Source organism: Parabacteroides sp. AF48-14 (genome assembly GCF_003477465.1).
GTDB lineage: Bacteria > Bacteroidota > Bacteroidia > Bacteroidales > Tannerellaceae > Parabacteroides > Parabacteroides acidifaciens.
Genome location: NZ_QUDI01000001.1, coordinates 76,285 through 100,420, shown reverse-complemented (window position 1 = coordinate 100,420; position 24,136 = coordinate 76,285). Strand labels below are relative to the sequence as shown.

The 24,136-nt window shown below is 43.1% G+C and carries 18 protein-coding genes and 1 pseudogene; 3 read left to right on the top strand and 16 right to left on the bottom strand.

Features of this window, described 5'->3' with window-relative positions; genetic code table 11:
• From DW083_RS00435 to DW083_RS00385, 11 genes and pseudogenes are all read right to left on the bottom strand, one after another.
• Positions 1 to 2,544, bottom strand: coding sequence for an adenosylcobalamin-dependent ribonucleoside-diphosphate reductase (locus tag DW083_RS00435; protein WP_122331150.1), 2,544 nt, complete (start codon positions 2,542 to 2,544; stop codon positions 1 to 3).
• A 251-nt stretch (positions 2,545 to 2,795) separates the two neighbouring features.
• The gene (gene dnaA, locus DW083_RS00430; RefSeq protein ID WP_115497875.1) at positions 2,796 to 4,184 is read right to left on the bottom strand and encodes a chromosomal replication initiator protein DnaA; all 1,389 of its coding nucleotides are present in this window, start codon (positions 4,182 to 4,184) and stop codon (positions 2,796 to 2,798) included.
• Positions 4,185 to 4,564: 380 nt separating this feature from the next.
• A complete protein-coding gene (locus DW083_RS00425) occupies positions 4,565 to 5,449 on the bottom strand; it encodes an MlaD family protein (RefSeq protein WP_115497874.1) in 885 nt (294 codons plus the stop codon).
• 33 nt (positions 5,450 to 5,482) lie between these two features.
• Entirely contained in the window at positions 5,483 to 6,751 is a 1,269-nt protein-coding gene (locus tag DW083_RS00420; RefSeq protein ID WP_122331054.1) for an N-acetylmuramoyl-L-alanine amidase, read from the bottom strand.
• Between the two features lie 128 nt (positions 6,752 to 6,879).
• Positions 6,880 to 7,323: a 50S ribosomal protein L9 gene (rplI, locus tag DW083_RS00415; protein WP_115497872.1), complete on the bottom strand. Its 444-nt coding sequence runs from the start codon at positions 7,321 to 7,323 to the stop codon at positions 6,880 to 6,882.
• Between the two features lie 21 nt (positions 7,324 to 7,344).
• Complete coding sequence (gene rpsR, locus DW083_RS00410) at positions 7,345 to 7,614, bottom strand: 30S ribosomal protein S18 (RefSeq protein ID WP_007654155.1); 270 nt, start codon at positions 7,612 to 7,614, stop codon at positions 7,345 to 7,347.
• A gap of 2 nt (positions 7,615 to 7,616) precedes the next feature.
• Positions 7,617 to 7,970 (bottom strand): 30S ribosomal protein S6, encoded by a 354-nt coding sequence (gene rpsF, locus DW083_RS00405; RefSeq protein ID WP_115497871.1) that lies wholly within the window; start codon positions 7,968 to 7,970, stop codon positions 7,617 to 7,619.
• 94 nt (positions 7,971 to 8,064) lie between these two features.
• Entirely contained in the window at positions 8,065 to 9,330 is a 1,266-nt protein-coding gene (locus DW083_RS00400) for a GntP family permease (RefSeq protein ID WP_122331053.1), read from the bottom strand.
• A complete protein-coding gene (locus tag DW083_RS00395; protein ID WP_122331052.1) occupies positions 9,327 to 10,469 on the bottom strand; it encodes a serine hydrolase in 1,143 nt (380 codons plus the stop codon). The genes DW083_RS00400 and DW083_RS00395 overlap by 4 nt, the downstream gene beginning before the upstream one ends.
• 138 nt (positions 10,470 to 10,607) lie before the next feature.
• On the bottom strand, positions 10,608 to 11,258 hold the full coding sequence (locus tag DW083_RS00390) for an HD domain-containing protein (RefSeq protein ID WP_122331051.1): 651 nt from the start codon (positions 11,256 to 11,258) through the stop codon (positions 10,608 to 10,610).
• A 253-nt stretch (positions 11,259 to 11,511) separates the two neighbouring features.
• A pseudogene (locus DW083_RS00385) lies at positions 11,512 to 13,477 on the bottom strand (sensor histidine kinase).
• A 170-nt stretch (positions 13,478 to 13,647) separates the two neighbouring features.
• Between DW083_RS00385 and DW083_RS00380 the strand changes: the two are divergent.
• Together DW083_RS00380 and DW083_RS00375 are read left to right on the top strand one after the other, a co-directional pair.
• Entirely contained in the window at positions 13,648 to 14,673 is a 1,026-nt protein-coding gene (locus DW083_RS00380; RefSeq protein ID WP_115497861.1) for an alpha/beta hydrolase, read from the top strand.
• A gap of 6 nt (positions 14,674 to 14,679) precedes the next feature.
• On the top strand, positions 14,680 to 16,182 hold the full coding sequence (locus DW083_RS00375; RefSeq protein WP_122331050.1) for a capsule assembly Wzi family protein: 1,503 nt from the start codon (positions 14,680 to 14,682) through the stop codon (positions 16,180 to 16,182).
• Here the strand turns inward: DW083_RS00375 and DW083_RS00370 are convergent.
• Positions 16,162 to 16,899 (bottom strand): 1-acyl-sn-glycerol-3-phosphate acyltransferase, encoded by a 738-nt coding sequence (locus tag DW083_RS00370; protein ID WP_122331049.1) that lies wholly within the window; start codon positions 16,897 to 16,899, stop codon positions 16,162 to 16,164. The two genes, DW083_RS00375 and DW083_RS00370, sit on opposite strands and share 21 nt — an antisense overlap.
• Positions 16,900 to 17,035: 136 nt before the next feature.
• Here DW083_RS00370 and DW083_RS22185 point away from each other — a divergent pair, with 136 nt between their 5' ends.
• A complete protein-coding gene (locus DW083_RS22185) occupies positions 17,036 to 17,206 on the top strand; it encodes a hypothetical protein (protein ID WP_167451602.1) in 171 nt (56 codons plus the stop codon).
• Between the two features lie 68 nt (positions 17,207 to 17,274).
• On the opposite strand, the gene DW083_RS00365 is transcribed toward DW083_RS22185, so the two are convergent.
• The 4 genes from DW083_RS00365 to rpoC form a co-directional block, all read right to left on the bottom strand.
• Complete coding sequence (locus DW083_RS00365) at positions 17,275 to 17,583, bottom strand: DUF3467 domain-containing protein (RefSeq protein WP_122331048.1); 309 nt, start codon at positions 17,581 to 17,583, stop codon at positions 17,275 to 17,277.
• 339 nt (positions 17,584 to 17,922) lie between these two features.
• Positions 17,923 to 18,804 (bottom strand): AraC family transcriptional regulator, encoded by an 882-nt coding sequence (locus DW083_RS00360; RefSeq protein ID WP_115497858.1) that lies wholly within the window; start codon positions 18,802 to 18,804, stop codon positions 17,923 to 17,925.
• A gap of 7 nt (positions 18,805 to 18,811) precedes the next feature.
• A complete protein-coding gene (locus DW083_RS00355) occupies positions 18,812 to 19,675 on the bottom strand; it encodes an endonuclease/exonuclease/phosphatase family protein (protein WP_122331047.1) in 864 nt (287 codons plus the stop codon).
• Between the two features lie 133 nt (positions 19,676 to 19,808).
• On the bottom strand, positions 19,809 to 24,095 hold the full coding sequence (rpoC, locus tag DW083_RS00350) for a DNA-directed RNA polymerase subunit beta' (protein ID WP_115497856.1): 4,287 nt from the start codon (positions 24,093 to 24,095) through the stop codon (positions 19,809 to 19,811).
• Between the last annotated feature and the right edge of the window lie 41 nt (positions 24,096 to 24,136).

The following is a 24,136-nucleotide window of genomic DNA, read 5'->3' as shown; positions in this document are numbered from 1 at the left end:
TTACCCGCACCTCGAAGCACCGCAATTGGTACAGATCAGGCAACCTTCCTGATAGACAAGTGTTTCTTGTCCACAGTTCGGACATTTCTGTCCTTTTGCTTCCATACCGTTAGGCAGGTATTTCTTCAAGGCCCTTTCTACACCGTTCTTCCAGGTATTGATGGATTCGTTATTCAACTCCATACCCTGAACCAGTTTAATTACCTGGTCGATAGGCATGCCATAACGCAATACACCGGAAATCAGTTTTGCGTAGTTCCAGAATTCAGGGTCGAACTTACCGTCCAAACCTTCGATTGTCATCTTATAACCACGCTTGTTTTTAAACTGGAAGTCATAATGCTTCTTGCCATCTTCGTCATAGCTCTTAATGATGCTGCCTTTGGAGACATTCTTCGGTAACATGATACCTTCGTCATCATCAGCAAGACCGGTAAAGATTTCGTAAGGACGACCATTCAGCAAACCGACAAATGCGATCCACTTTTCACGGTTATTCTGGAATTTCACCACATCAGCTTCCAATTCACGTGGACGGGTCGACACGATGATAGGCGGTTCCATGCAATTACAGTCGTCTTTCTTTTTCTTGCTGTTATCGGTAGACAACAGTACGCCTGAACGGGAGCCGTCACGATAAACCGTACAGCCTTTACAGCCACATTTCCAGGCTTCCACATACAATGTGTCAACCAGTTCTTCCGTCACATCAGACGGCAGGTTGATCGTGACACTGATGGAATGGTCTACCCATTTCTGGATACGGCCTTGCATACGTACTTTTTGCAGCCAGTCTACATCGTTTGAAGTTGCTTTATAATAAGGTGACTTGGCAACCAGATCTTCCACCTCTTCCTGTGAATATTTCTTGGAAGCGGAATAACCGTTAGCCAACATCCAAGTTACGAATTTATGATGGAACACGATATATTCCTCAAATGCATCACCCGTTTCATCTACAAAGTCGACACGGGCTTCCGCATCATTCGGATTGACCTTACGGCGACGGCGGTAAACCGGCAGGAATACAGGTTCGATACCGGAGGTTGTCTGTGTCATCAGACTGGTTGTACCGGTTGGAGCAATCGTCAGACAAGCGATATTGCGGCGGCCATACTTGACCATTTCATCATAAAGTTCCTGATCAGCTTCGCGCAGACGGTTAATAAACGGGTTATTTTCTTCCCGTTTGGCATCGTAGATTTCAAATGCACCACGTTCTTTCGCCATTTCCACAGAAGAACGATAAGCTGCCAGCGCCAAAGTTTTCTGAACCTCTTCCGCAAAATCTGTAGCCTCTTCCGTACCATAACACAATCCCAGAGCGGCAATCATATCGCCTTCAGCTGTGATGCCAACACCCGTACGACGTCCTTGCAATGTTTTTCTCTGAATTTTTTCCCATAGATGACGTTCGCTCTGCTTCACTTCCAGTGATTCCGGGTCGGCATCGATTTTCTCCAAAATCTTTTCAATCTTTTCCGACTCAAGATCGATAATATCGTCCATGATACGCTGTGCCAGTGCAACATGCTTGCGGAACAGATCGAAATCAAAATAGGCATCTTTTGTGAAGGGATTCACCACATACGAGTATAAGTTGATTGCCAATAGACGGCAACTATCGTACGGGCACAAAGGAATTTCCCCGCAAGGGTTTGTCGACACAGTGCGGAAACCGAGGTCTGCATACGAATCAGGAACGGACTCTCTCAGGATCGTATCCCAGAAAAGCACACCCGGTTCTGCCGATTTCCATGCATTATGGATAATCTTTTTCCAAAGTGCAGCCGCATCGATCTCTTTTACGGTTGTCGGTTCAGACGAATTAATCGGATACTGTTGCTTATAGGGTGTCCCATTGACAACTGCCTGCATAAATTCATCATCAATCTTTACAGATACATTGGCCCCCGTAACCTTGCCTTCCGTCATCTTGGCATCGATAAACGATTCTGAATCCGGATGCTTGATAGAAACACTAAGCATTAAAGCACCACGACGGCCATCCTGGGCCACTTCGCGAGTCGAGTTAGAATAGCGTTCCATAAAAGGCACAAGACCTGTCGAGGTTAATGCCGAATTTTTCACAGGAGATCCTTTCGGACGGACATGCGATAGGTCATGACCTACACCGCCGCGACGCTTCATTAGCTGCACCTGCTCTTCATCAATCCGGATAATAGCTCCATAGGAATCGGCTTCTCCGTCCAATCCAATTACAAAGCAGTTAGAGAGTGAGGCAATTTGGAAGTCATTGCCAATTCCCGTCATCGGGCTTCCTTGCGGCACGATGTAACGGAAATGATCAAACAGACTAAAAAGTTCCTCTTCCGACAACGGATTAGGATACTTTTTTTCCACGCGAGCAATTTCACTTGCCAGACGATGGTGCATGTCAGCGGGAGATTCTTCGTAGATATTCCCGAACGCGTCTTTCAAGGCATACTTATTTACCCATACTTTGGCGGCCAATTCGTCGCCCGTGAAGTAGCCAAGCGAAGCTTTAAACGCTTCATCGAAGGTGTAAGTTTTACGATTCACGATTGTTTTAAGTTTAAAGATGTGCAAGTTTAAGCATAGTTTACGGATTGACCAAATTATTCAATAAATAAAATACATTTTGTTGATAAGTTTCCAACTTCACACATAAACACCATTATTTATCAACATCTTACATCTCACCTCCAAACAAAAAGTTTTCCAAAAAGAAAAGCCTCTCCACTACAAGGTTTCTAAAAAACAAAAAAAGGACGCCACCCGGTGCATCCTTTCTCCTAAATATCTTATTAAAATCAAGCCTTGAGTAATGCTTCAATCTCCTCTACGGAAGAGCGGAAAGATTTATTAGTTTCGATCTGGTCTTTCACCGTTTTGCAGGCATGCAATACAGTTGCGTGATCGCGCTTACCTACAATTTTCCCAATGTGAGAGAAAGAACTATCGGTATATTTCTTTGCCAGATACATCGTAACCTGGCGAGCCTGTACAATTTCTCGCTTACGCGAATTTGTCTGAATAGCAGCCAACTCCAGATTATAATACTTACATACTACATTCTGAATGGACTCAACAGATACTTGCTTCTTTTCCAACTTTACAACGCGACTCACGACTTGTTTAGTCAGAGGCAGGTCTATCATCCGGTTAAATGCCGTAGAATAAGCCAGTAAAGAAGCAACGATACCTTCTACATCACGTACATTCTCCGTTACATTGCTTGCAATAAAGTTGAATACGTCATCCGGTATCACCACACCGTCGTGGCTGATCTTATTTTTCAGAATCTTTTTACGCAAATCCAGGTCCGGACGATCCAGTTCAGCAGTCAACCCCCATTTCAAACGGGTAATCAAACGCTCTTCCATCCCCTGCAAATCCACAGGAGCCTTATCGGAAGTCAGAATTAACTGCTTGCCCAACAAATGCAAGTGATTAAAAATATGGAAGAAAGTATTCTGCGTCTTATCCTTTCCGATCAGTTCCTGAATATCATCCAGAATCAACACATCCACGCCCTGATAGAAATACATGAAATCATTCGTCGTATTCTTCCGGATTGCCTCCGTATACTGAACAGTAAACAGATGAGCTGAAATATACAGCACTTTTTTCTCCGGATGGATTTCCTGAATGCGATTACCGATCGCATGGCATAAATGCGTCTTTCCTACACCAGATGCTCCGAACACAAACATCGGATTAAAGGTCTTTCCCGGCTCCTGTGCGATCGCTTCACTGGAAGAACGCACCAGACGGTTACTTGTTCCCTCAAAATAGTTATCGAAGTTGTATTTGGGGTTCAAATGCGAATCCCAGTCCTGACGGGCTTTCGATTCAAACAGAGAAGGGATCTCTGCACCTTTTTTAGCAGTACGGGGAGCGTCATTACTTGTTGGTAAAGTAATCATGCCATCATCCTTCACCTTATCAACCACCTTGATACGATAATTCAAGATCGTACCCTGCCCAATCACACGATACAATGTTACTTTCAATACATTCACATACTTTTCTTCCAGATACTCATAAAAGAACTGGCTCGGTACCTGAATCGTGAATTTATTATCCTCGTATGATAATGGTATGATAGGTTTGAACCATGTGTTAAAAGCGGCCTCAGGAACGATATCCTTAATGACAGCGAGGCATTTATTCCACAAAGTTTGATATTCCGTTTGCATGATTTTTTTATTCTCCCAACTATACTTACAACTTCAATTTTTACTTTACGACTACAAAGTTTAGAAATTAATTCCGAAAAAAAAAGTGCTTTTTTATTTGGAACTCTTGATTGTTTAATATACTGTTTACAGTCAAGCAGTTAATCACAACAATCTGATTATCTACAACTTACCACGCATCCATTATAATAAATCCTTTATTAATGGGCATTCTTTACAATCCTGTTACATGAGGGCAAGGCTATCAAAAAAGGCCTTTCGATTCAGTTACACACCTCTATCTAAGAGCCTTAGACAAGTCAGTCAAGCGTATTTTATATTTTTCTGTTTAATTGGAATAATTCTAAATAAACAGTTTACACAAGAATTCTTATGCAATATTAAAATACAGAAAAATGCACATATCTTTTAGGATTCTGCTTCAAATCGAGCAAGAGCTTGGAAGCATTGTCCGCCGTACTATTCAGATTATCATAAAGCGCACGATCATTCAACAAAAGCCCCATACTATTATCCTTTGAGTTCAATTTCCGTGTCATCTGCTCCACATTATCCAATGTCGCATTTACAGCATTCACCGTCGTTGCCAAATCTAACTTCTTCAAATCTGTACTGACATCCGCAAAATTGCTGGTAATTACTTTCAAATCCCCCATAATACCTGGCACATCTTTACTCAACATCTGATTAAGCTGACGGGAGGAAACAGCTAAGCTATTTGTCGTTTTTTCAATATTATCCAAAGATTGGGCAAGCGCGGGATGATTAACCAACGTTTGCAATCCACCTAAGATAGAATCGATCTTAGGAAGAAGCAGTTCGACTTGCGGCAAAATCTTTTCCTGCACAGACTGCATCATATCCGATTCCATCCGACCTTCAATGGTTGCACCGGGCTTCAGATAATCATCTACATACTTATTCAAATGGATATGCAATTCACCTCCACCCAGAAAACTATTCACAATTGTGATATAGCTACCTTTATTAATCTTCATATGATCTTCCAGGCTGATATCAATCGAAATCTTATCAGTCGCATCATAATCATAGACAATATCACGAACCAATCCCACCTTGAAACCTTCTACAAATACCGGACTCGAAATTGTCACTCCTTTCACATTCGTACAAGCCACCACATAATGATTGGTTGGTTTAAACAAATTTATCCCTTTCAAATAATTAATTCCTAAATACAGCAATGCCAGGCTTATTATGGACACGAGCCCGATCTTTGCCTCTTTGGTGAATACATTTTTCATTTCTTCTCTATATAATATAAATTCCTATTACTACTAATATTTTACTTTTTTCCCATCCTTAAAGGCGACAATAAAAGCATCTTTAAAGTCTTTTGCCACCTGACGGCGCATCTTACGAATTGAGTCAAAATTAGTTGTCTCGCCATACGTATATTTATAAATACCTTTCTCGACAAAGTAATCAACATTCTTATATCCCTTAAACAATTTAGAATTGGGAGAAAGTTTTTTATCAGAGGTCAATATTTGTATTTTGTAGACAGTTTGTCCTTTTTTCACTTGAGTAGCCATCTGCGCTTCCGGAGTGGCAGACTTCGATTGACGAACAGTTTTTATCTCTTCCGCCTTATTCTTCTGGCGAATATATTCTTCACTTCCAGGGGGATTGCGCAGGCGTTGATCCATCATCCGCTTATTCTTCTGGCGAATATATTCTTCACTTCCAGGAGGAGCTGTAACAACACTTTCTTGATCATCTACGACTTGCAGAACAGGCGCAACACTCGCATTTCCCGATAATGCCCCACGTTTACGATCATATTCCCATTTATATTTCGTAAAAGCATTATATATAGCTGTAGCCAACTTATCCTGCCCATCTTTCGTCTTCATAAAACGCTCTTCCGCCGGATTCGAAATATATCCCAATTCTACAAGAATACTCGGCATACTCGTTTTACGCAACACAAGAAAACCTGCCTGTCGCACACCACGATTATTACGCTTTGCTGAAGTAAAGCATTTCTGAACTTCCGAAGCCAGACTAATACTTTGCTCCATGTGTTTATTCTGCATAAATTCGAAAATAATATACGATTCGGAAGATTTAGGATCGAAGCCTTCATATTTTTGCAAATAATTATCCTCCAACAGAATAGCGGAGTTTTCCCGCATAGCGACCTCCAAGTTTTCATCACTCCGGGCCAAACCTAACGTATATGTTTCCGTCCCAGACACAGAACTGCCCCGCTTCACGGCATTCGTATGAATGGAAATAAACAAGTCGGCCTTATTCCGGTTAGCAATATTTGCACGTTCGTCCAGTTCTATAAAAACATCCGTCTTGCGCGTATAGATAACTTTCACATCACTATGCTTTTCTGATATCAAACTCCCCAGCTTTAAAGCGACAGCCAAGTTAATAGCTTTTTCATTAATGACCGTTCCCCGTGCTCCAGGGTCTTTTCCCCCATGTCCGGCGTCGATCACTACTGTAAACGTTTTTTCCTTAGCCTGCAATACAGGCAAAACAAGAAACAAAGCTATTACCAAATTGATATATAGAAAAGTACTTTTTGCCACTTTCTAAATTTCTTGCAAATTTGGGACAAATGTAATGCTTTTTGATGAGTAAAACTTGGCTGATCTGAAATAAAAAAAGGGCAATTCAATATGAATCGCCCTTTTTGTTACTATATTCAGTGACTATATTACTCTGAAACTACTTCAAAAGGAATTTCCACTGATACTTCTTTGTGAAGTTTCAGGATAGCTTTGTAACTACCTACTTCCTTAACAGATTCTTTGATATAGATAATTTTACGATCTACTTCGAAACCAGCTTTTGCCAAAGCTTCAGCAACCTGGATGTTCGTTACAGAACCGAAAATTGTACCAGTTGAACTTGTCTTTGCACCGATCGTCAGCGCTACGCCTTCCAACTTTGCAGCCAAAGCCTGAGCATCTTCTTTAATCTTAGCCAACTTGTGAGCACGCTGTCTCAAGTTTTCAGCCAATACTTTCTTTGCTGATTCAGATGCGATAACTGCCTTACCCGTGGGGATTAGAAAGTTACGTCCGTAACCGTCTTTAACTGTTACGATATCGTCTTTGTAACCTAAATTGATTACGTCTTCTTTCAAAATAACTTGCATATTCTGTCTCCTCTCTTTTTATTATTTCATTAAATCGGTTACGTAAGGAAGCAACGCCAAGTGACGAGCTCTTTTAACAGCCTGAGCGATACGACGCTGAAACTTCAAAGAAGTACCAGTAATACGACGCGGAAGAATCTTACCCTGTTCGTTCAGGAATTTCTTCAAGAATTCAGGATCTTTGTAATCGATATACTTGATACCGTTCTTTTTGAAACGGCAATATTTTTTCTTTTTAACGTCTACTGAAGGCGGAGTCAAATATCTGATTTCTGATTGAGTTGCTGCCATAATTAATTCTCCTTTACTGTTTCTTTAGATGATTTCAAACTTCTTCTCTTAGCGGCATATTCTGCTGCATATTTGTCCTGGCGGAAAGTCAGGAAGCGAATCACACGTTCGTCACGACGGAACTGGACTTCCAGAGTCGCAATCGTTTCAGGATTTGCTTTGAATTCAACCAACTGGTAGAAGCCTGTTGTTTTCTTGTCGATAGGATAAGCTAATTTGCGCAAACCCCAATTTTCTTCGTTCACGATTTCTGCACCCTGTTCTTTCAGGAGGTTCGTGAATTTTTCTACCGCTTCCTTCATCTGTGCGTCAGACAAAACGGGAGTCAAAATGAAAACGGTTTCGTAATTGTTCATAAAACGCTGTTTTGTATTGTTATTACTAATAATTTTTGCGGTGCAAAGGTAGATACTTTTTTTTTATTCTGCAAACAAATGACGGTCTTTTTAATCATATCAGCCAAATCCACAGCTTACAACAACCAATGGAAGAGACAGTCAGCGTCAAACCAACACATGTCTCATAAAGAATCAACCGTAACCGTTGAGCGATCGAAACTTCGACACACCCGCCCGTTGCATGAAAAAATGACCCGTGTGGCAGATGATCCAAAACCGTCGCACTTGCATTAACCATCGCAGCTCCCCAAACGCCGGACAAGCCGGAGTTCAGTATCGCAGTTGAAAAAGAGGAAGAAGCGATTGTTGCTCCCGCTGTTGTAGAAGCAGTAGCGGCAGACATCAAAACGCCAGCGACTGGGGCAATCATAAAATCGCTGATATGCCAACTGCCCAGCAACGCGAGCAAGTCCGAATTCAGATCTGAAGCTTTGATAATTCCGGCTATCGTCCCGGTGCCGACCAATAAAATCGCAACCAAGGACATCTTTCCAAGACCATATTCCAAACTGTCCCCTAATACGCTCCAGCGCCTCATCGCGACCATCCCCGCAAAACCGCCCAACGGCAAAGCGATTAACGGATCTATTGTTATATCAACCAACGGGCGCAAAGCCAACAAAAGAACTGTCACAACAGGAGCTGTCATACTTGCCCAAAACGGCGGGAGATCTTCATTCGATTCATTCGAACCAGAGTCTTCCACTTCTATTTTGGATGAATATTTGTCGGGAAACAGCCGTACAATCACCCAAACTGTTATAACAAAACCTATCAATGCCGGCACAACATTGGCAGCCATGACAGAAGACAGCGGTGCGTTAAAATTCTCAGCTGCAATAAGCGTATTAGGATTTGGAGAAATAATATTTCCACATTTAGCACCGCCAATCATTGCCAACAGCAATTTCAGACGTGAAATTGAATGACGGTTTGCAATCGTCAGGGCCACAGGAGCAACCGTAATGACAGCCACATCCACAAACACCCCGATAGCCGTTAACAACATTGTCGAGAAAGCCAGAGAGAAGAAAACATGTTTCACTCCCAAACGCCTGACAATTGTTTGAGAAATTGATGCCGCAGCCCCAGTCCGGATCAGTATTCCCGACAAAACTCCCGCGGTCAATATACGTATGATTGCCGGGACAAGAGCCTGAATGCCGGAAACCATGGATGTAACGGTAGTGGTCAATCCCAGACCACCAATTAAACCTCCGACCAGGGCGCCTATTATCATACTGTAAACGGGCGACGCCTTTCGTATAATCAATACGATGCAAAGTAATAGCCCTATAAGAGCTCCACACGTACTCATAAATGATATTTTGCCTCCACTTCTTTCCAAAAAAGCTGGCATGCTTCTCCATATTTGGGAAGATCCTGCTGCAAAACGTAAAGCATGACAATGACTCCGTCCTTAAAATAAAATCTGGAATCCGTACCATAAGCGCCAGCGTGCCCGATCCAATCATCCGAAACAGCCCATCCCAACCCACGTTGTTCTTTCACATTCTTATCCGTCTGGTCTTTTCCCAGTTCTGCAACAGAATTTTCCGTCAGCAATCTTTTCCCGTTAAAAAGGCCCTTATTTGCAATCATCTGGTAAAATTTCACTAAATCAACCGGCGTCGAGAATAATCCTCCGGCAGCTTCTGCAAAACGTTTGCTTTTATCGTCCAGCGGATATTGCAATTGGTCGATAATCGTCTCTTCCAATTTCCCGTCCTTACCTTGTTTATAAGGAATTACTAACTTTTCCAACTGTCTCCCTGCCGGCCAAAAGGTTGTATTAGTCATGCCTAAAGGCTCAAATATCCTCTTTTGCAAGAAATCGGCATACGGCATTCCGGAAATCCGTTCAACAATAGTGGCGGCAATATTTATACTCTGATTGGAATATGAAAACTTCTCTCCCGGTTCAGCTATAAGAGGCGTCATCGCCGTTACATAGAGACTGAGACTAAAAGGCAACACGTCTATTTTTCCCGTCCGCTCCTGTACTCCGGCAACCCAAGACATACCGCTGGTATGCGTAAGAAGCTGTCTTAAAGTTATAGGCTGTGTAACTCGTTCGGTTACTTGCCAATTCTCCCGGCTCACACGACTGACCTTCATATCTTTCAACTCAGGAAGATAAGTCGTAATTGGTTCATCCAGATTTAATTTCCCCTCATCGACAAGCATCATGACCGCCGCCCCGGCAATGGGTTTGCTCTGAGAGGCAATCCAAAACAGGGAATTAGGCTCCATCTTCTTGTTTTTCGCAATATCCTGATAACCGAGACATTCCATGCTAAGAACTTTGTCTGCCTTAGCCACAACAGTAACAAAACCAGGTAACTCGCCCGAATCAACATAAGGTTGCAATACTTTACTGACACTCTGGGAAACGACCGACACAGGAGTCAGAACCATCATTGATAGTAAAAGAAATAAAGAATTAACACTTTTCATTTTTAGCCATTTTAATCAGTTTAAAGCTTATCATTAAGACCAAACGTTCAACAGGTTAAAGATATAAAATATTATCTAACCCGCTAAAGGCCCATCCTTTATATTTATTCTTTATTAATATAAACGGCTACTCCCACATCAGCCTTCCAACACATAAACCTCGCCCCGCAACATATCTTCCGCCTCCTGCTTCATTACTTCCGGGATGGGAGTCACAGCGCCTTCGTCTATCTTGCGGATAAAATCAGGATATTCTTTTTTATAAACATCAAACATATAATTGGCAAAAACAAACATCACGGTGAAGCGGAGGTTCGCCAAGCGGTCGCACATCTTGACGAACGAAGCGAATTTCGTCTCGCATATACCTTTATAATAGGCAGCATTCGCACGCTCGTCGCGATTGCGGCCTTTCTCATTGGTCAGAGCGTAGACAATTTCCGGAACCTGACGGTCGAGTTGCTCCTTGCTTGCGTCCGGCAAGGTTGTTCCTTCCGGCTTGAAACTGCGGACAAGCTTCACGACATCGTTATAGGTCATGCGGGCATCTTCTATCGTGTCGTGCAGATAGGCCGAAGCATAGAGGACAAGCACATCCGCTTCCGTTTCCGCCACCAGATGGCCGTAGCGGGAGACATACGAGGCAGTAAGTTTCAGGTGAAAACCGTAGGGAAGGAATTTCCCATAGCGCTGATTAACACGGTCATGGATGGCAAAAGCCTCCTTTTCCATTGCACGTAGCCACTGCTGGTTAGCCTGCACTGTCTTAACAAAATCAAGTTGTTCCATTGTCTATCTATTTAGTTCCGACAAAATTGTCTGCAAAGATAAGCGGTTTCATCCTATTTCCTTATCTTTTTTATGCAATACTATTAGTCCTTTCCGAAGCATTCGTAACTTGTCCGCTTGCGCGAACGATCGTTCGCTTGGCGCCGGACGATCGTTCACCAGCAAGCGGACGATCGTTCACCGCCAAGCGGACAACTAATAATAGACGATGGAAGAGATAACGGATCGGATAGTACGACCTAATCTATACTTATCACACGGGGAATATGACGCTGAAAGTGGAACCTTTCCCCTGCTCAGAAGAGACTTCTATACGCCCTCCGAGTTTTGTCACCAAAGCTTTGGATATGGCCAATCCCAAGCCGACGCCGGTCGTCCATTCCGTTAGCTTGACAAAGCGGTCGAAGACACGGCCTAACTGCTCTTCCGGTATGCCTTCGCCGGTATCCGTCACATAAAAGACGAGTTCCGAGGCTGTTACCCGGTAGCCAAAACGGATGGAGCCTTCCTTGGTATGTTTGATGGCGTTTATCAACAGGTTCGTGAGCACTTGCGTCAGGCGGCTGCGATCGGTATGAAGTGTAAAGTTAGGGCAATCGTCCAACTGCAACATCACGTTTTCAGGCATTCGCAACAATATTGTACTGTAAATATCCTGCATCAGCACCGGCAAATCCTGATCACTCAAGACAAATGCAAGCGTGTTCGACTCTATTTTCGATATGTCCAACACATCTTCTATCAACCTCTGCAACAGGTCATTGTTTTTCTGGATAATCCGGGCAAACTCCCGGCGAGTCTCTATATCTTCTTCCTCTGCAATTATTTGCGAAAAGCCGACTATTGCATTCAACGGCGTACGAATCTCATGGTTCATATTAGCCAGAAAGGTCGACTTCAGGCTATCGGCTTCCTCTGCTTTTTCTTTTGCGATTTTCAGGCGGGCTCCATAACGTTGACGGGAATGGGCCAGCAAGCCTAATGCTGCACAAATCAGGAGCAAAACAATCACTCCTCCACCATAAGCCAATGCTCTGGCATGGGATTTCTCTGCCTCCAACTCTAACTTCTTGCTTTGCAGTTCCAGTTTATCCACTTCCCTTTGCGTCCTTAACTGTGCCAAATCTTCATAATATTGGGCATGGACAATCGAATCGCGTACAGCTTTCGAATCTCTGTAAGCTTTGGCCGATTCCATTCCTTTTCCCATCTTATAATAGATATCGGCCCTGAAGTCTTCCACTGTAACCCAGTCATTATAACGTTTATTATTCAAAAGGATCTGTTCCAAACGGTCGATCACGGCAAGCGCCTTATCATAATCTCCGATCAGATTATAATATTTCATCCAAAGGAATTGCGCCATGATCTTTTCCGTATTCATATTGTACTGATTCTCCAGCTCATCCAGTTTTTGCAAATGGGAATAAGTAAGCAAAGCATTCTTTTGATTAATATAATACTGTGCGGAGTAAAGGTGGAAACTCTGTTTCAGAAAAGCTAACGTGTGCTCCTCATCCAGGCGGAAGATTCCTTCCTTTTCACAGTTCTTTATACAAGTGTCGAGTTTGAACAAGTATTCCTCTTTCGTCTCTTTGTTCAATAACAAGCGCAACAGATAGAATCGACGGATACGGGAAACTCCCCCGCTCTTCCATGCCTTGCAGAATCTCATTACACAAGTTGACGCCTTCAGCTTGCAGACCGATACTGAAATAAAAGTTTGCCAAAGCCTGGTTAGCCATATCCACTCCTTCCGGATAATTAAAACGAACAGCAAGTTTCTTCATACTTTCGACTTCTCCGAGAACTTGTTCGTGGGTTCCTTCATTTGTCAAGGTGTAAATATTCCAGCCTTTCACTCGGCACAAATCTTCTATCCGGTTGGTTGCGATATATATAGGTTCAGCTTGTTTTAGGTAAAAGCGCATACTATCCGGGTTTCTGGCATAATAATAGCGCATCAGCAATAACAGAGCATTGCCTTTGTAAAAATCATTCTTCTGTTTCTGGGCCTCTTCCAATAGCAGGTCCGCATATATTTTATACACGTTGTTACGATTATTCTGATAAAGCAACTCGTTTAGTTTTATCAATTTGCTGCTATCCGGCAAGCCCATTAACTGCTGCCGCAAACTATCTGTCGTATTTGCTGCAATTATACTTACAACAAATAGCTGTGTAAGGATAAGACATATAAGAATTCGTGTTTTTCTCATTTAGAAGTCCGGAGTTTCAACTCCTTTATATTTTGCGACGCAATTTAATCATTAGAAATAAATGTTACAACAAATATTCGAAGATATCTGTCAGGATGATTGTATTTTTGTTGCATTTACGGGCAACAAACACCCGGATAAAGACGTTATAGTAAAGAAATCAAACGAATATGACACGGAAACTATATTTTATTATCTTATCACTGCTCTTCTTCTCAACCCTTTATGCCCAATACGTTCCCGACGTACTGGGCGACAGCTATCTCCGCCGGACTATCCAAATGCCGGACGATTATGAGGGGAAAGTGGTCTGCACGCTTGTCAAGAAGCCGCAACTGCCGGACACCAAACAGGCAATACTTTATATACATGGCTACAATGATTATTTCTTTCAGAAGCAACTGGGCGACAGCGTGAACGCACATGGCTACAATTTCTACGCCATGGACCTCCGCAAATACGGCCGCTCGATCTTGCCGGGTCAAGATCCTTTCTTCTGCAAAAGCTTGAAAGAGTATTTTGCAGATATCGATACGGCTCTGGCCATTATCCGGGAAGAGGGCAACGACAAGATATTGTTGATGGCGCACTCTACGGGAGGATTGATCACACCTTATTACCTGAACAGCAAGAAAGGAGAACTGCCTGTAGACGGACTGATACTGAACAGTCCTTTTCTGGACTGGAACTTCGGCTGGATGATGGAAAAAGTCGTAATCCCTGTCGTTTCCTTTATCGGCAAGCTCTTTCCGAACCTGACTGTACAGGGATATGGCGACGCTTCATACGCGCACAGCCTGCTAAAACAGTTCAAAGGGGAATGGGAATACAATACGGACTGGAAGATGATAAACGGACATCCGAAAAAAGCGGGATGGATAAATGCCATACAGGAAGCACAAAAAACTGTTCAAAAAGGAATTGACTTGGATTGTCCGGTCCTGGTGATGTCGTCAAATAAATCATTTCCGGAAACAAAGGAATGGAACAATGAATATCTCTCGTCCGACATCGTACTGGACGTGCACGATATCCAGAAATACGGGCAAAAGCTGGGCAATTATGTCACACGCGATACGATCCCAAACGGCATCCACGACTTGATACTGTCCGAAAAGGCATCGCGTGACCATGTATATCGCACGGTGTTTGATTGGCTGAGTTTTTATCCTTACCTTTGTCCGGTAAAAAATTAATTTGGAATGAAAGCCTTACAAACAATCATTATAGCTATCACCCTTCTATATTCAGCAAACATTTTTGCACAAACGGAGGAAACGAAAGATGCGACCTCATATAAAGCCGAAGCGTTTGGCTCGGTTAGCAGTGGTTCGACTACTCCATTCTGGATGGTGAGCAACCGGTACGGAATTGTTCCTTTAGATGCCAACAACGGTTATCTGAATGCAGGCGTGTTCCATCAGCAACATTTGGGAAAAGGTTTCCGCTGGAGCGCAGGACTGGATCTTGTTGCTGCGGTTCCCCGCTATCACAATGTGTTCATTCAACAGATTTATGCAGAGTTAGGATACAAGAGCCTGCTTTTGAGCATCGGCAGTAAGGAGAACCGCCATTCGCTCTGGGATCATCCCCTTAGTTCCGGCGACATGGTACTTTCCAACAACGCCCGTCCGATTCCGGAAATAAACTTGAGCATGCCTGAATTTACAGTTGTCCCGCTGACGAAAGGTTGGATGCAGGTAAAAGGGGATTTTGCAGTAGGCCGGTCTTTTGATACCGGATATCTGGAAGATTTTTCCAATGGGAAGCAAACTTATATAAAGGATGTACTCTGGCATCATAAATCCCTTTACGTCCGTATTCAGGATACGAAAAACGATTTTCCTCTCTCCGGTATCGTAGGTGTGCAGCATTGGGCACAATGGGGAGGAACCTCCAGTGATCCGAAGATAGGCGTGCAGCCTCATTCCCTGAAAGACTTTATCCGGGTCGTTTGCGGTAGCGAGGGCGGAGGCGATGCTACATTGTCTGATCAGATCAATGTATTGGGCAACCATTATGGTTCGTATGATTTCAAACTGGAATATACGATGCCTAACTGGAAACTGGCTGCTTATTACCAGCATTATTTCGAAGATAAATCAGGAATGATATTTGTGAATGGTACAGACGGATTGTGGGGTACGCAATTGGATCTTCCGCACTTTCCCTGGCTGAAGAAGGTTGTAACGGAATACCTGGTCACCCGTAACCAAAGCGGACCGTTCCATTTTATCCTGTTCGACCACGACAAATATAAAGGTCCGGGAGGCGGAGGAGACAATTACTATAATAATATCGAATATATAACAGGCTCGTCCTACTTCGGGCGCGGATTGGGCTCCCCTCTTCTGACTGCTCCCGAATACAACACGAACGGGGATGTCGACTTCAAGAACAACCGTGTCCGTTCCTGGCACCTGGCTTTTGAAGGAGATTTATCACCGATGGTATCCTACCGCCTCAAATACACGCTTATGAATAGTTGGGGGACACCTTACGGTCCGTTCCGGAATAATAAGCGCAGCAATTCGGGACTGGTCGAAATCAAGTACCGCCATCCTCGCTTGCAAGGCTGGGAATTCACCGGAGCGATAGCCGGGGATACGGGTTCCCTGTATGGAGACAATGCCGGTTTCAGCCTGAGTGTCTGCAAACGCGGCATACTTAATCCTGGAAATAACTTATTTATATTGTTCCCATAAAGCAGAAGCGATGATCACCTGCGTTTGATCGGCCATTTGTTGCAACTCTTTATGGGAAGCCTCCATTCCTTCCGTTGAAATAGGCGGATGGATAACCATTTCCATTTTATGCCGGTGAATATTCAAAGAGCCGATCGGCAATACGTCAAAAGGCCCGTTCAAGGTGATCGGAACAATGGGTAAATGTTGGTCGACAGCCATTTGGTATGCACCTTTCTTAAAACGGATCATTTTCCCATCGTAGGTACGCGAACCTTCCGGGAAAACAATCACAGATGCTCCGTTCCTCAGACAACGTTCCGCTTCCTGTACGCTACGCGTAGCAGCTTTGCGCGTTGAATTGTCCACAAAAATAAAACCGGCAGCCCGGCAGGCTGCTCCGACAAACGGGATTTTGGAAATCCCCGCTTTCATCACCCATTTGATAGGAACACCCAAAAAACCATATATAAGAAAGATGTCGAACGCCCCCTGGTGATTGGATACAAATACATACGACTTCTTCCGGTCTATATTCTCCCGCCCTTTAACTTTCACCGGACAAAGCGCCAGATGGCATGTCAGCCACGACCAAATCATTCCGGGGTAATAGGCAAATATCCGTTCCCCTCCCAACAGACAACCCACAATCACCGTCACGGCCGTAAGTATAGTAAGCACGACAAATACCGGCACCATAAACAGCCACAAATAAAGTATGTAAAGAATTCTAACCATATATAAATGCTTTATTATGCAAATATAAAGGCTAAATTCAATGGTTTCATTATTTTTCTCTCAAAATATTTTTACAATCGGGTTATTATTGCTTTATTTGCGGTAGAAAAAAATAATATATAAAATATCTATCACCATGAACGAATTATTGAAAAATCTGGGGGTAATCGTACTCCTTATCGGTGTTATCATTTTAGCAGTACCGGCTATCAGTGGAGGTATGTCAAATACGATTCTTCTTACCGGTTTAGGAATCATTATCCTGGGTTATATCGGTCATATCGTTATTAACAAAAGACTCGGATAATCTCACACACACTTACAAATAAAAAAGACCGCTCTTTTGAGTGGTCTTTTTTATTTTCTACCAAGAGATCAGGCTTCACCTTTCACGCCTCCGATGGGAGGAACAAAATCTTCAAACTTCGCAGTCTTACCGCTAACCTGCTCTTCGAACTTTGCCAAATTATCCTGCAAGGCAAACAGCAGGCGTTTAGCATTATCCGGAGTAAGTATCACACGACTTTTCACCTGTGCTTTCGGTGCCCCCGGTACGACCCGGATAAAGTCTAAAATAAACTCAGACGATGAATGCGATATAATTGCCAGATTTGCATACGTTCCCTGAGCCATCTCTTCTGACAGCTCTACCTGAATTTCATTTGTCGGTTTGTTATTTTCCATATCTCCTATTTTCATTTATAAATATTCTAAGACAAATATACATATTAAAATCGGAATGCCAGCAAATAAAAAGGGCCACCTTCACAGGCAGCCCTTTTTCAGTTGTGTTTTTAATTCTCAATTCTTTAGACCAATGTAAAAAAAAATACCTTATTGTGTTTAATATTTTCTAATCAAGACGCTTAAACTAAGGCCATTCGTCTTAGTGAATTCGTTGTTTATTCAACATTACAAAGATATGACCAACAGAATTAACCACCAAATACTATTTTATCATTATGTGATACTATTTCGTCAGATAGAAAACTTCCATTCTGTGAATTAGTTTAAAATCATGTTTTAAACCCTAAAACGAGTTCGTGCATATTTTTCACGATATTCGGTAGGAGTACTACCTTTTCGTCGCTTAAAAGCTCGATTAAAATTCGATAAGTTATTAAAACCGGACTTATAACATATTTCTGCTATTGTATCGCTTGTATCGATCAGACGACAAACGGCTTCCGATATACGAATGTCATTCAAATTATCAATAAAAGTTTTCCCAGTCCATTTTTTTAAGAAGCGAGTAAGCGATGCTTCACTCATATTTATTAACGAAGCAAGTTCAGGTAAAGAAACCGGACGCTGATAATTTTCGTGCAAAAATAGCATGATCGTATCCAAACGATCATTATCTATATTCCGGAAATTTTCCACTGTATTGACAGCATTTAACTTGCGGGCTTCTTCATCCAGCGATAATGTCTTGAGTATATCTATCAAACGTAACAAATTGTGAAAAGAATCCGATTCCTCACTCGACAGCTTTTTCAATTCCGGCTGAATATGCAAAATCATTTCCCGGCTAAAAACTAATCCGCACGATGCCTTATCAAACATATCTTTTATCGTCTTAAAATGACGCTTATTAATTAAACTGTCGAATAAAGAGGCATGGAACTGGATCGTAATCTCCAGCATATCCGTGCAAGAACATTTGTGATTAGAATAAGCATGCTTAGTTCCTCCGGCAACTAAAAGCAAATCAAGATCTTCCATCTCCTCCACCGAATCTCCTACTATACGGATCGCTCCTCCGGCATTCTCCAAATAGTTCAGTTCAAATTCCGGATGTATATGAAGCGGATAAGAAAAACCACGCTTAGGTCGCTGCATCACCATAAAACAATCTTCAGGTGAAAGCGGCGTAATCTCTCTTAATACATCTACGGAATCCATAATCTGTTTACTGAATAAGTATTCTTGATATAACCGGACAATGGTCTGATGGATACAAATTTCCCAGACTTTCAGCCAACACACCGTGACGAAGGACCTTTATATTGCCTTTCACAAATATATAATCGATCCACTCACGTTTCTCCAAGGGAATACGTCCGAAATTATGAAAAGTCCATTCCGGACCGTAACGTAACGGAGCCACTGTACGGGTATGCGTTAAGCAACGCGGATCATTAGCGTCCGTCAGAACTTTGATCGGATCATCTTCCGGAACTGCATTAAAATCACCGGTAACAACCACCGGTAAATTTCCGGATAAGCTTTTTACCTGCGCAAGAACCAGAGAAGCACCTTCGTGACGAGCCACCTTTCCCATATGATCCAGATGAGTATTCAGAAAGAAAAACTCTTTCCCGGATTCTTTATCTTTAAAGACAGCCCAAGTTGCCACGCGCTCACAAGCAGCATCCCAACCTTTCTTTCCAACAGCATTTATATCTTCTGCCAACCAGAAATTGCCACTTTTCACAACGGTAAAACGATCCTTCCGGTACAAGATAGGAGCATATTCTCCCTTAGTTTTGCCATCCTCACGTCCAACTCCTACATATCCATAGTCAGGCAGACGCTCCAATAAATCAGTTAATTGATTATGCAGCACTTCCTGAGCACCAAACATATCCATATCGTAAAACTTAACCACATTTGCGGCCAGATCTTTCCTGTGTTCCCACCAATTATCTCCATCCGCTTTCGTGCTCAAACGAATATTAAAAGACATTACATTCATTTCGTTATCAGGATGCTTGGCAAAAGCAACATTCATAGATAAAAGAAAAGCAAATAAATAGAGCAGAACTTTTTTCATATATCGCATATTTTAATTATCAAGTCAATACACAAATATAAGGACTCTGACCTTATTAAACAAATTCCAGAAAACAAAATAGGGCTACCGAATAAAAATCCGATAGCCCTATTTACTATTTTACTTTCGTATATTACTCGTCGTCTCTGTCCATAGCATTAAAATCTACGACATTCTTACGATTTGCAAAAATACGTTCGAATTCATCTTTAGCACCAACAACCAGCTTGTCGAAATCACGCTGACCTGTACCGGCAGGAATAAGATGACCACAGATAACATTTTCTTTCAAACCTTCCAAGCGGTCTACCTTTCCATTGATAGCAGCTTCGTTCAACACTTTCGTCGTTTCCTGGAAAGATGCGGCAGACATAAAGCTATTTGTCTGCAAAGCTGCGCGGGTAATACCCTGGAGAATCTGATTGGCTGTAGCCGGAACCGCATCACGCACTTCAACCAACTTCAAGTCGCGGCGTTTCAGCATACTGTTCTCGTCTCTCAACTTACGAACCGTCACGATCTGACCAGCCTGCAATGTCTGGGAATCTCCCGGATCCGTAACAACTTTCTTGCCCCAGATACGATCGTTTTCATCCATTACTTCCAGCTTGTCTACAACCTGCTGTTCCAAGAAGCGAGTATCTCCCGGATCGATGATTTCCACCTTACGCATCATCTGGCGGACGATTACTTCGAAGTGTTTATCGTTAATCTTCACACCCTGCAGACGATATACGTCCTGGATTTCATTTACGATATACTCCTGAACTGCCGTCGGCCCCATGATAGCCAGAATATCAGACGGAGTTGTTGCACCATCAGACAACGGCATACCGGCACGGATATAGTCATTTTCCTGAACAAGCAGCTGCTTAGACAGAGGCACCATATATTTCTTAACTTCACCCAGTTTAGAAGTGACGGTAATTTCACGGTTACCACGTTTGATCTTACCAAAGCCAACCTCACCATCGATTTCTGAAACGACAGCCGGGTTAGACGGGTTACGAGCCTCGAACAATTCTGTTACACGAGGCAAACCACCGGTAATATCACCTGCTTTACTTACAGCACGCGGGATCTTAACCAAAACCTCACCGGCCCGGACCATATCGCCCTCGTCTTTCACAACGTGAGCACCTAACGGCAATGAGTAATTCTTCAGATAATTTCCGTTTTCATCCACAATGTGGGCAGCCGGAGCTTTCGTCTTATCTTTGGATTCGATAATGATCTTTTCCTTCAAACCGGTTGTTTCGTCACTTTCAACATTGTAAGTTACGTTTTCAACCAAACTTTCAAATTCGATTTTACCGGAAACCTCAGATACGATAACGGCATTGAACGGGTCCCATTCGATGATAACATCACCTTTCTTGATTGTATCCCCATTCTTGAAGAACAATTTGGAACCATAAGGAATATTATGAGCCAACAAGACAATCTTCGTCGTAGGATCTACAATACGAAGTTCAGCCAGACGGCTTACAACAACCTGACATTTCTTGCCTCCCTCTTCACTGTCTACGGCACGAAGCTCTTCGATTTCCAGAACACCGTCATATTTAGAAGTAATGCTGTTTTCTGTAGCGACGTTAGAAGCGATACCACCGACGTGGAATGTACGCAATGTCAACTGAGTACCCGGTTCACCGATTGACTGTGCAGCAATAACGCCGACAACCTCACCTTTCTGAACCATCTGGTTCGTTGCCAGGTTACGGCCATAACATTTTGCACAAACACCTTTCTTGGACTCACAAGTCAGTACAGAACGGATTTCAACGCTTTCGATCGGAGAATCTTCGATCTTCTTGGCTGCATCTTCACGGATTTCCTCACCGGCACGGACAATAACCTCGCCTGTCAACGGATGAATGACATCATGAACCGACACACGTCCCAGGATACGTTCTCCCAAACTTGCGATCACTTCATCATTATTCTTTAATTCCGTACAGATCAAGCCACGCAACGTACCACAGTCTTCTTCGTTGATGATCACATCGTGCGAAACGTCAACCAGACGACGAGTCAGATAACCGGCATCGGCAGTCTTCAAAGCCGTATCGGCCAAACCTTTACGAGCACCGTGAGTTGAAATAAAGTACTCCAACACAGACAAACCTTCCTTAAAGTTTGAAAGGATCGGGTTTTCAATGATCTGACCGCCTTCCGCGCCACTCTTCTGCGGTTTTGCCATCAAACCACGCATACCGGACAACTGACGAATCTGTTCCTTAGAACCACGGGCTCCGGAATCCATCATCATATAGATAGAGTTGAAACCGTCGTTATCAGCCGTCAACTGCTTCATCAATGTATCAGACAGCTTGCTGTTGACATGTGTCCATGTATCGATAATCTGATTGTAACGTTCGTTGTTGGTGATGAACCCCATATTGTAGTTGTTCATAATCTGCTCAACTTCGTCATAACCTTCTTTCACCAATTCCTCTTTCTGAGGCGGGATCAGAACGTCGGCCAAGTTGAAGGACAGACCCCCCTTAAAGGCCATATAATAACCCAAATTCTTGATATCGTCCAAGAACTGAGCCGTACGGGCAACACCACAAACCTTAATCACCTTACCGATGATATCGCGCAGTGCTTTTTTACCCAATACTTCATTGATATAACCTACTTCTTCCGGAACGAATTCATTAACCATCAAACGGCCGACAGAAGTTTCGATCATTTTCTTAACCGGATTGCCATCCTTGTCGATATCGTTCACATATACTTTGATCGGAGCGTGGATATCCACCTTCTTCTCATTATATGCAATCGTTGCTTCTTCCGGTCCATAGAATACCAAACCTTCGCCTTGTGCCCCCTTGCGCATCTTTGTGATGTAGTACAGACCTAATACCATATCCTGGGAAGGAACGGTAATAGGCGCACCGTTTGCCGGGTTCAGAATGTTATGGGAAGCCAGCATCAACATCTGTGCTTCCAATACGGCTTCGTTTCCTAAAGGCAAGTGAACAGCCATCTGGTCACCGTCGAAGTCGGCGTTGAAAGCCGTACATGCCAACGGGTGCAGCTGAATAGCCTTTCCTTCGATCAGCTTCGGCTGGAATGCCTGAATACCCAAACGGTGCAATGTCGGTGCACGGTTCAGCAATACAGGATGACCTTTCATAACATATTCCAGAATATCCCAAACAACCGGTTCTTTACGATCCACGATTTTCTTTGCAGATTTAACCGTCTTCACGATACCGCGTTCGATCAATTTACGGATTACGAAAGGTTTATAAAGTTCGGCTGCCATATTCTTCGGCAGACCACATTCATGCATCTTCAATTCAGGACCTACGACGATAACCGAACGAGCTGAATAGTCCACACGTTTACCCAACAAGTTCTGACGGAAACGACCTTGTTTACCTTTCAAACTGTCAGAGAGAGACTTCAGCGGACGGTTGGCATCTGTCTTAACGGCACTCGACTTACGAGAGTTGTCAAACAGTGAGTCCACAGCTTCCTGAAGCATACGTTTTTCATTACGCAAAATCACTTCGGGAGCCTTGATATCGATCAATCGTTTCAAACGATTGTTACGGATGATAACACGGCGATACAAATCGTTCAAATCGGAAGTGGCAAAACGTCCACCATCCAACGGAACCAACGGACGCAGTTCGGGCGGAATAACCGGCACCACCTTCACGATCATCCATTCCGGTTTGTTACGGCCTCTGGAAGCGCGGAAAGATTCAACGACCTGCAAACGTTTCAACGCTTCGTTCTTACGCTGCTGTGAACCGTCCGTACTTGCACGGTGACGCAGTTCGTAAGACAAAGAATCCAAATCCAGACGGGCCAGCAAATCATAGATTGCTTCGGCACCGATCTTTGCGATAAACTTATTCGGATCCGTATCTTCCAGCATCTGGTTTTCCTTTGGCAGGTTGTCCAAGATCTGCAGATATTCTTCTTCCGAAAGCAAGTCCAATTCAGCAACAGTGTCTACACACCCCGGCTGAATCACCACATAACGTTCGTAATAAATAATAGAATCCAGCTTCTTGGTCGGCAAGCCTAACAAGTAACCGATTTTATTGGGCAGGGAACGGAAATACCAGATATGAGCGACAGGAACTACCAGATGGATGTGTCCCATACGTTCGCGACGCACTTTTTTCTCTGTAACTTCCACCCCGCAACGATCGCAGACAATCCCTTTGTAACGGATACGCTTGTATTTTCCGCAATGGCATTCGTAATCCTTGATCGGACCGAAAATACGCTCGCAAAAAAGACCGTCACGCTCAGGTTTGTACGTACGATAGTTAATCGTTTCCGGTTTCAAAACTTCACCACTGGAGTTTTCAAGAATTTCTTCAGGGGAAGCCAGACCGATGGTTATTTTTGAAAAGTTACTCTTTATCTTGTTTTCTTTTCTAAAGGCCATATTTTTTATTTATAAAGAGTTATCAATGAGTAAGCAGATGA

Bases quoted from the DNA above. Each gene is read 5' to 3' on its own strand.
- dnaA (WP_115497875.1), bottom strand. From the start codon at position 4,184: ATGCAAACGGAATATCAAACTTTGTGGAATAAATGCCTCGCTGTCATT.
- DW083_RS00425 (WP_115497874.1), bottom strand. From the start codon at position 5,449: ATGAAAAATGTATTCACCAAAGAGGCAAAGATCGGGCTCGTGTCCATA.
- rplI (WP_115497872.1), bottom strand. From the start codon at position 7,323: ATGCAAGTTATTTTGAAAGAAGACGTAATCAATTTAGGTTACAAAGAC.
- rpsR (WP_007654155.1), bottom strand. From the start codon at position 7,614: ATGGCAGCAACTCAATCAGAAATCAGATATTTGACTCCGCCTTCAGTA.
- rpsF (WP_115497871.1), bottom strand. From the start codon at position 7,970: ATGAACAATTACGAAACCGTTTTCATTTTGACTCCCGTTTTGTCTGAC.
- DW083_RS00400 (WP_122331053.1), bottom strand. From the start codon at position 9,330: ATGAGTACGTGTGGAGCTCTTATAGGGCTATTACTTTGCATCGTATTG.
- DW083_RS00395 (WP_122331052.1), bottom strand. From the start codon at position 10,469: ATGAAAAGTGTTAATTCTTTATTTCTTTTACTATCAATGATGGTTCTG.
- DW083_RS00390 (WP_122331051.1), bottom strand. From the start codon at position 11,258: ATGGAACAACTTGATTTTGTTAAGACAGTGCAGGCTAACCAGCAGTGG.
- DW083_RS00380 (WP_115497861.1), top strand. From the start codon at position 13,648: ATGACACGGAAACTATATTTTATTATCTTATCACTGCTCTTCTTCTCA.
- DW083_RS00375 (WP_122331050.1), top strand. From the start codon at position 14,680: ATGAAAGCCTTACAAACAATCATTATAGCTATCACCCTTCTATATTCA.
- DW083_RS00370 (WP_122331049.1), bottom strand. From the start codon at position 16,899: ATGGTTAGAATTCTTTACATACTTTATTTGTGGCTGTTTATGGTGCCG.
- DW083_RS22185 (WP_167451602.1), top strand. From the start codon at position 17,036: ATGAACGAATTATTGAAAAATCTGGGGGTAATCGTACTCCTTATCGGT.
- DW083_RS00365 (WP_122331048.1), bottom strand. From the start codon at position 17,583: ATGGAAAATAACAAACCGACAAATGAAATTCAGGTAGAGCTGTCAGAA.
- DW083_RS00360 (WP_115497858.1), bottom strand. From the start codon at position 18,804: ATGGATTCCGTAGATGTATTAAGAGAGATTACGCCGCTTTCACCTGAA.
- DW083_RS00355 (WP_122331047.1), bottom strand. From the start codon at position 19,675: ATGAAAAAAGTTCTGCTCTATTTATTTGCTTTTCTTTTATCTATGAAT.
- rpoC (WP_115497856.1), bottom strand. From the start codon at position 24,095: ATGGCCTTTAGAAAAGAAAACAAGATAAAGAGTAACTTTTCAAAAATA.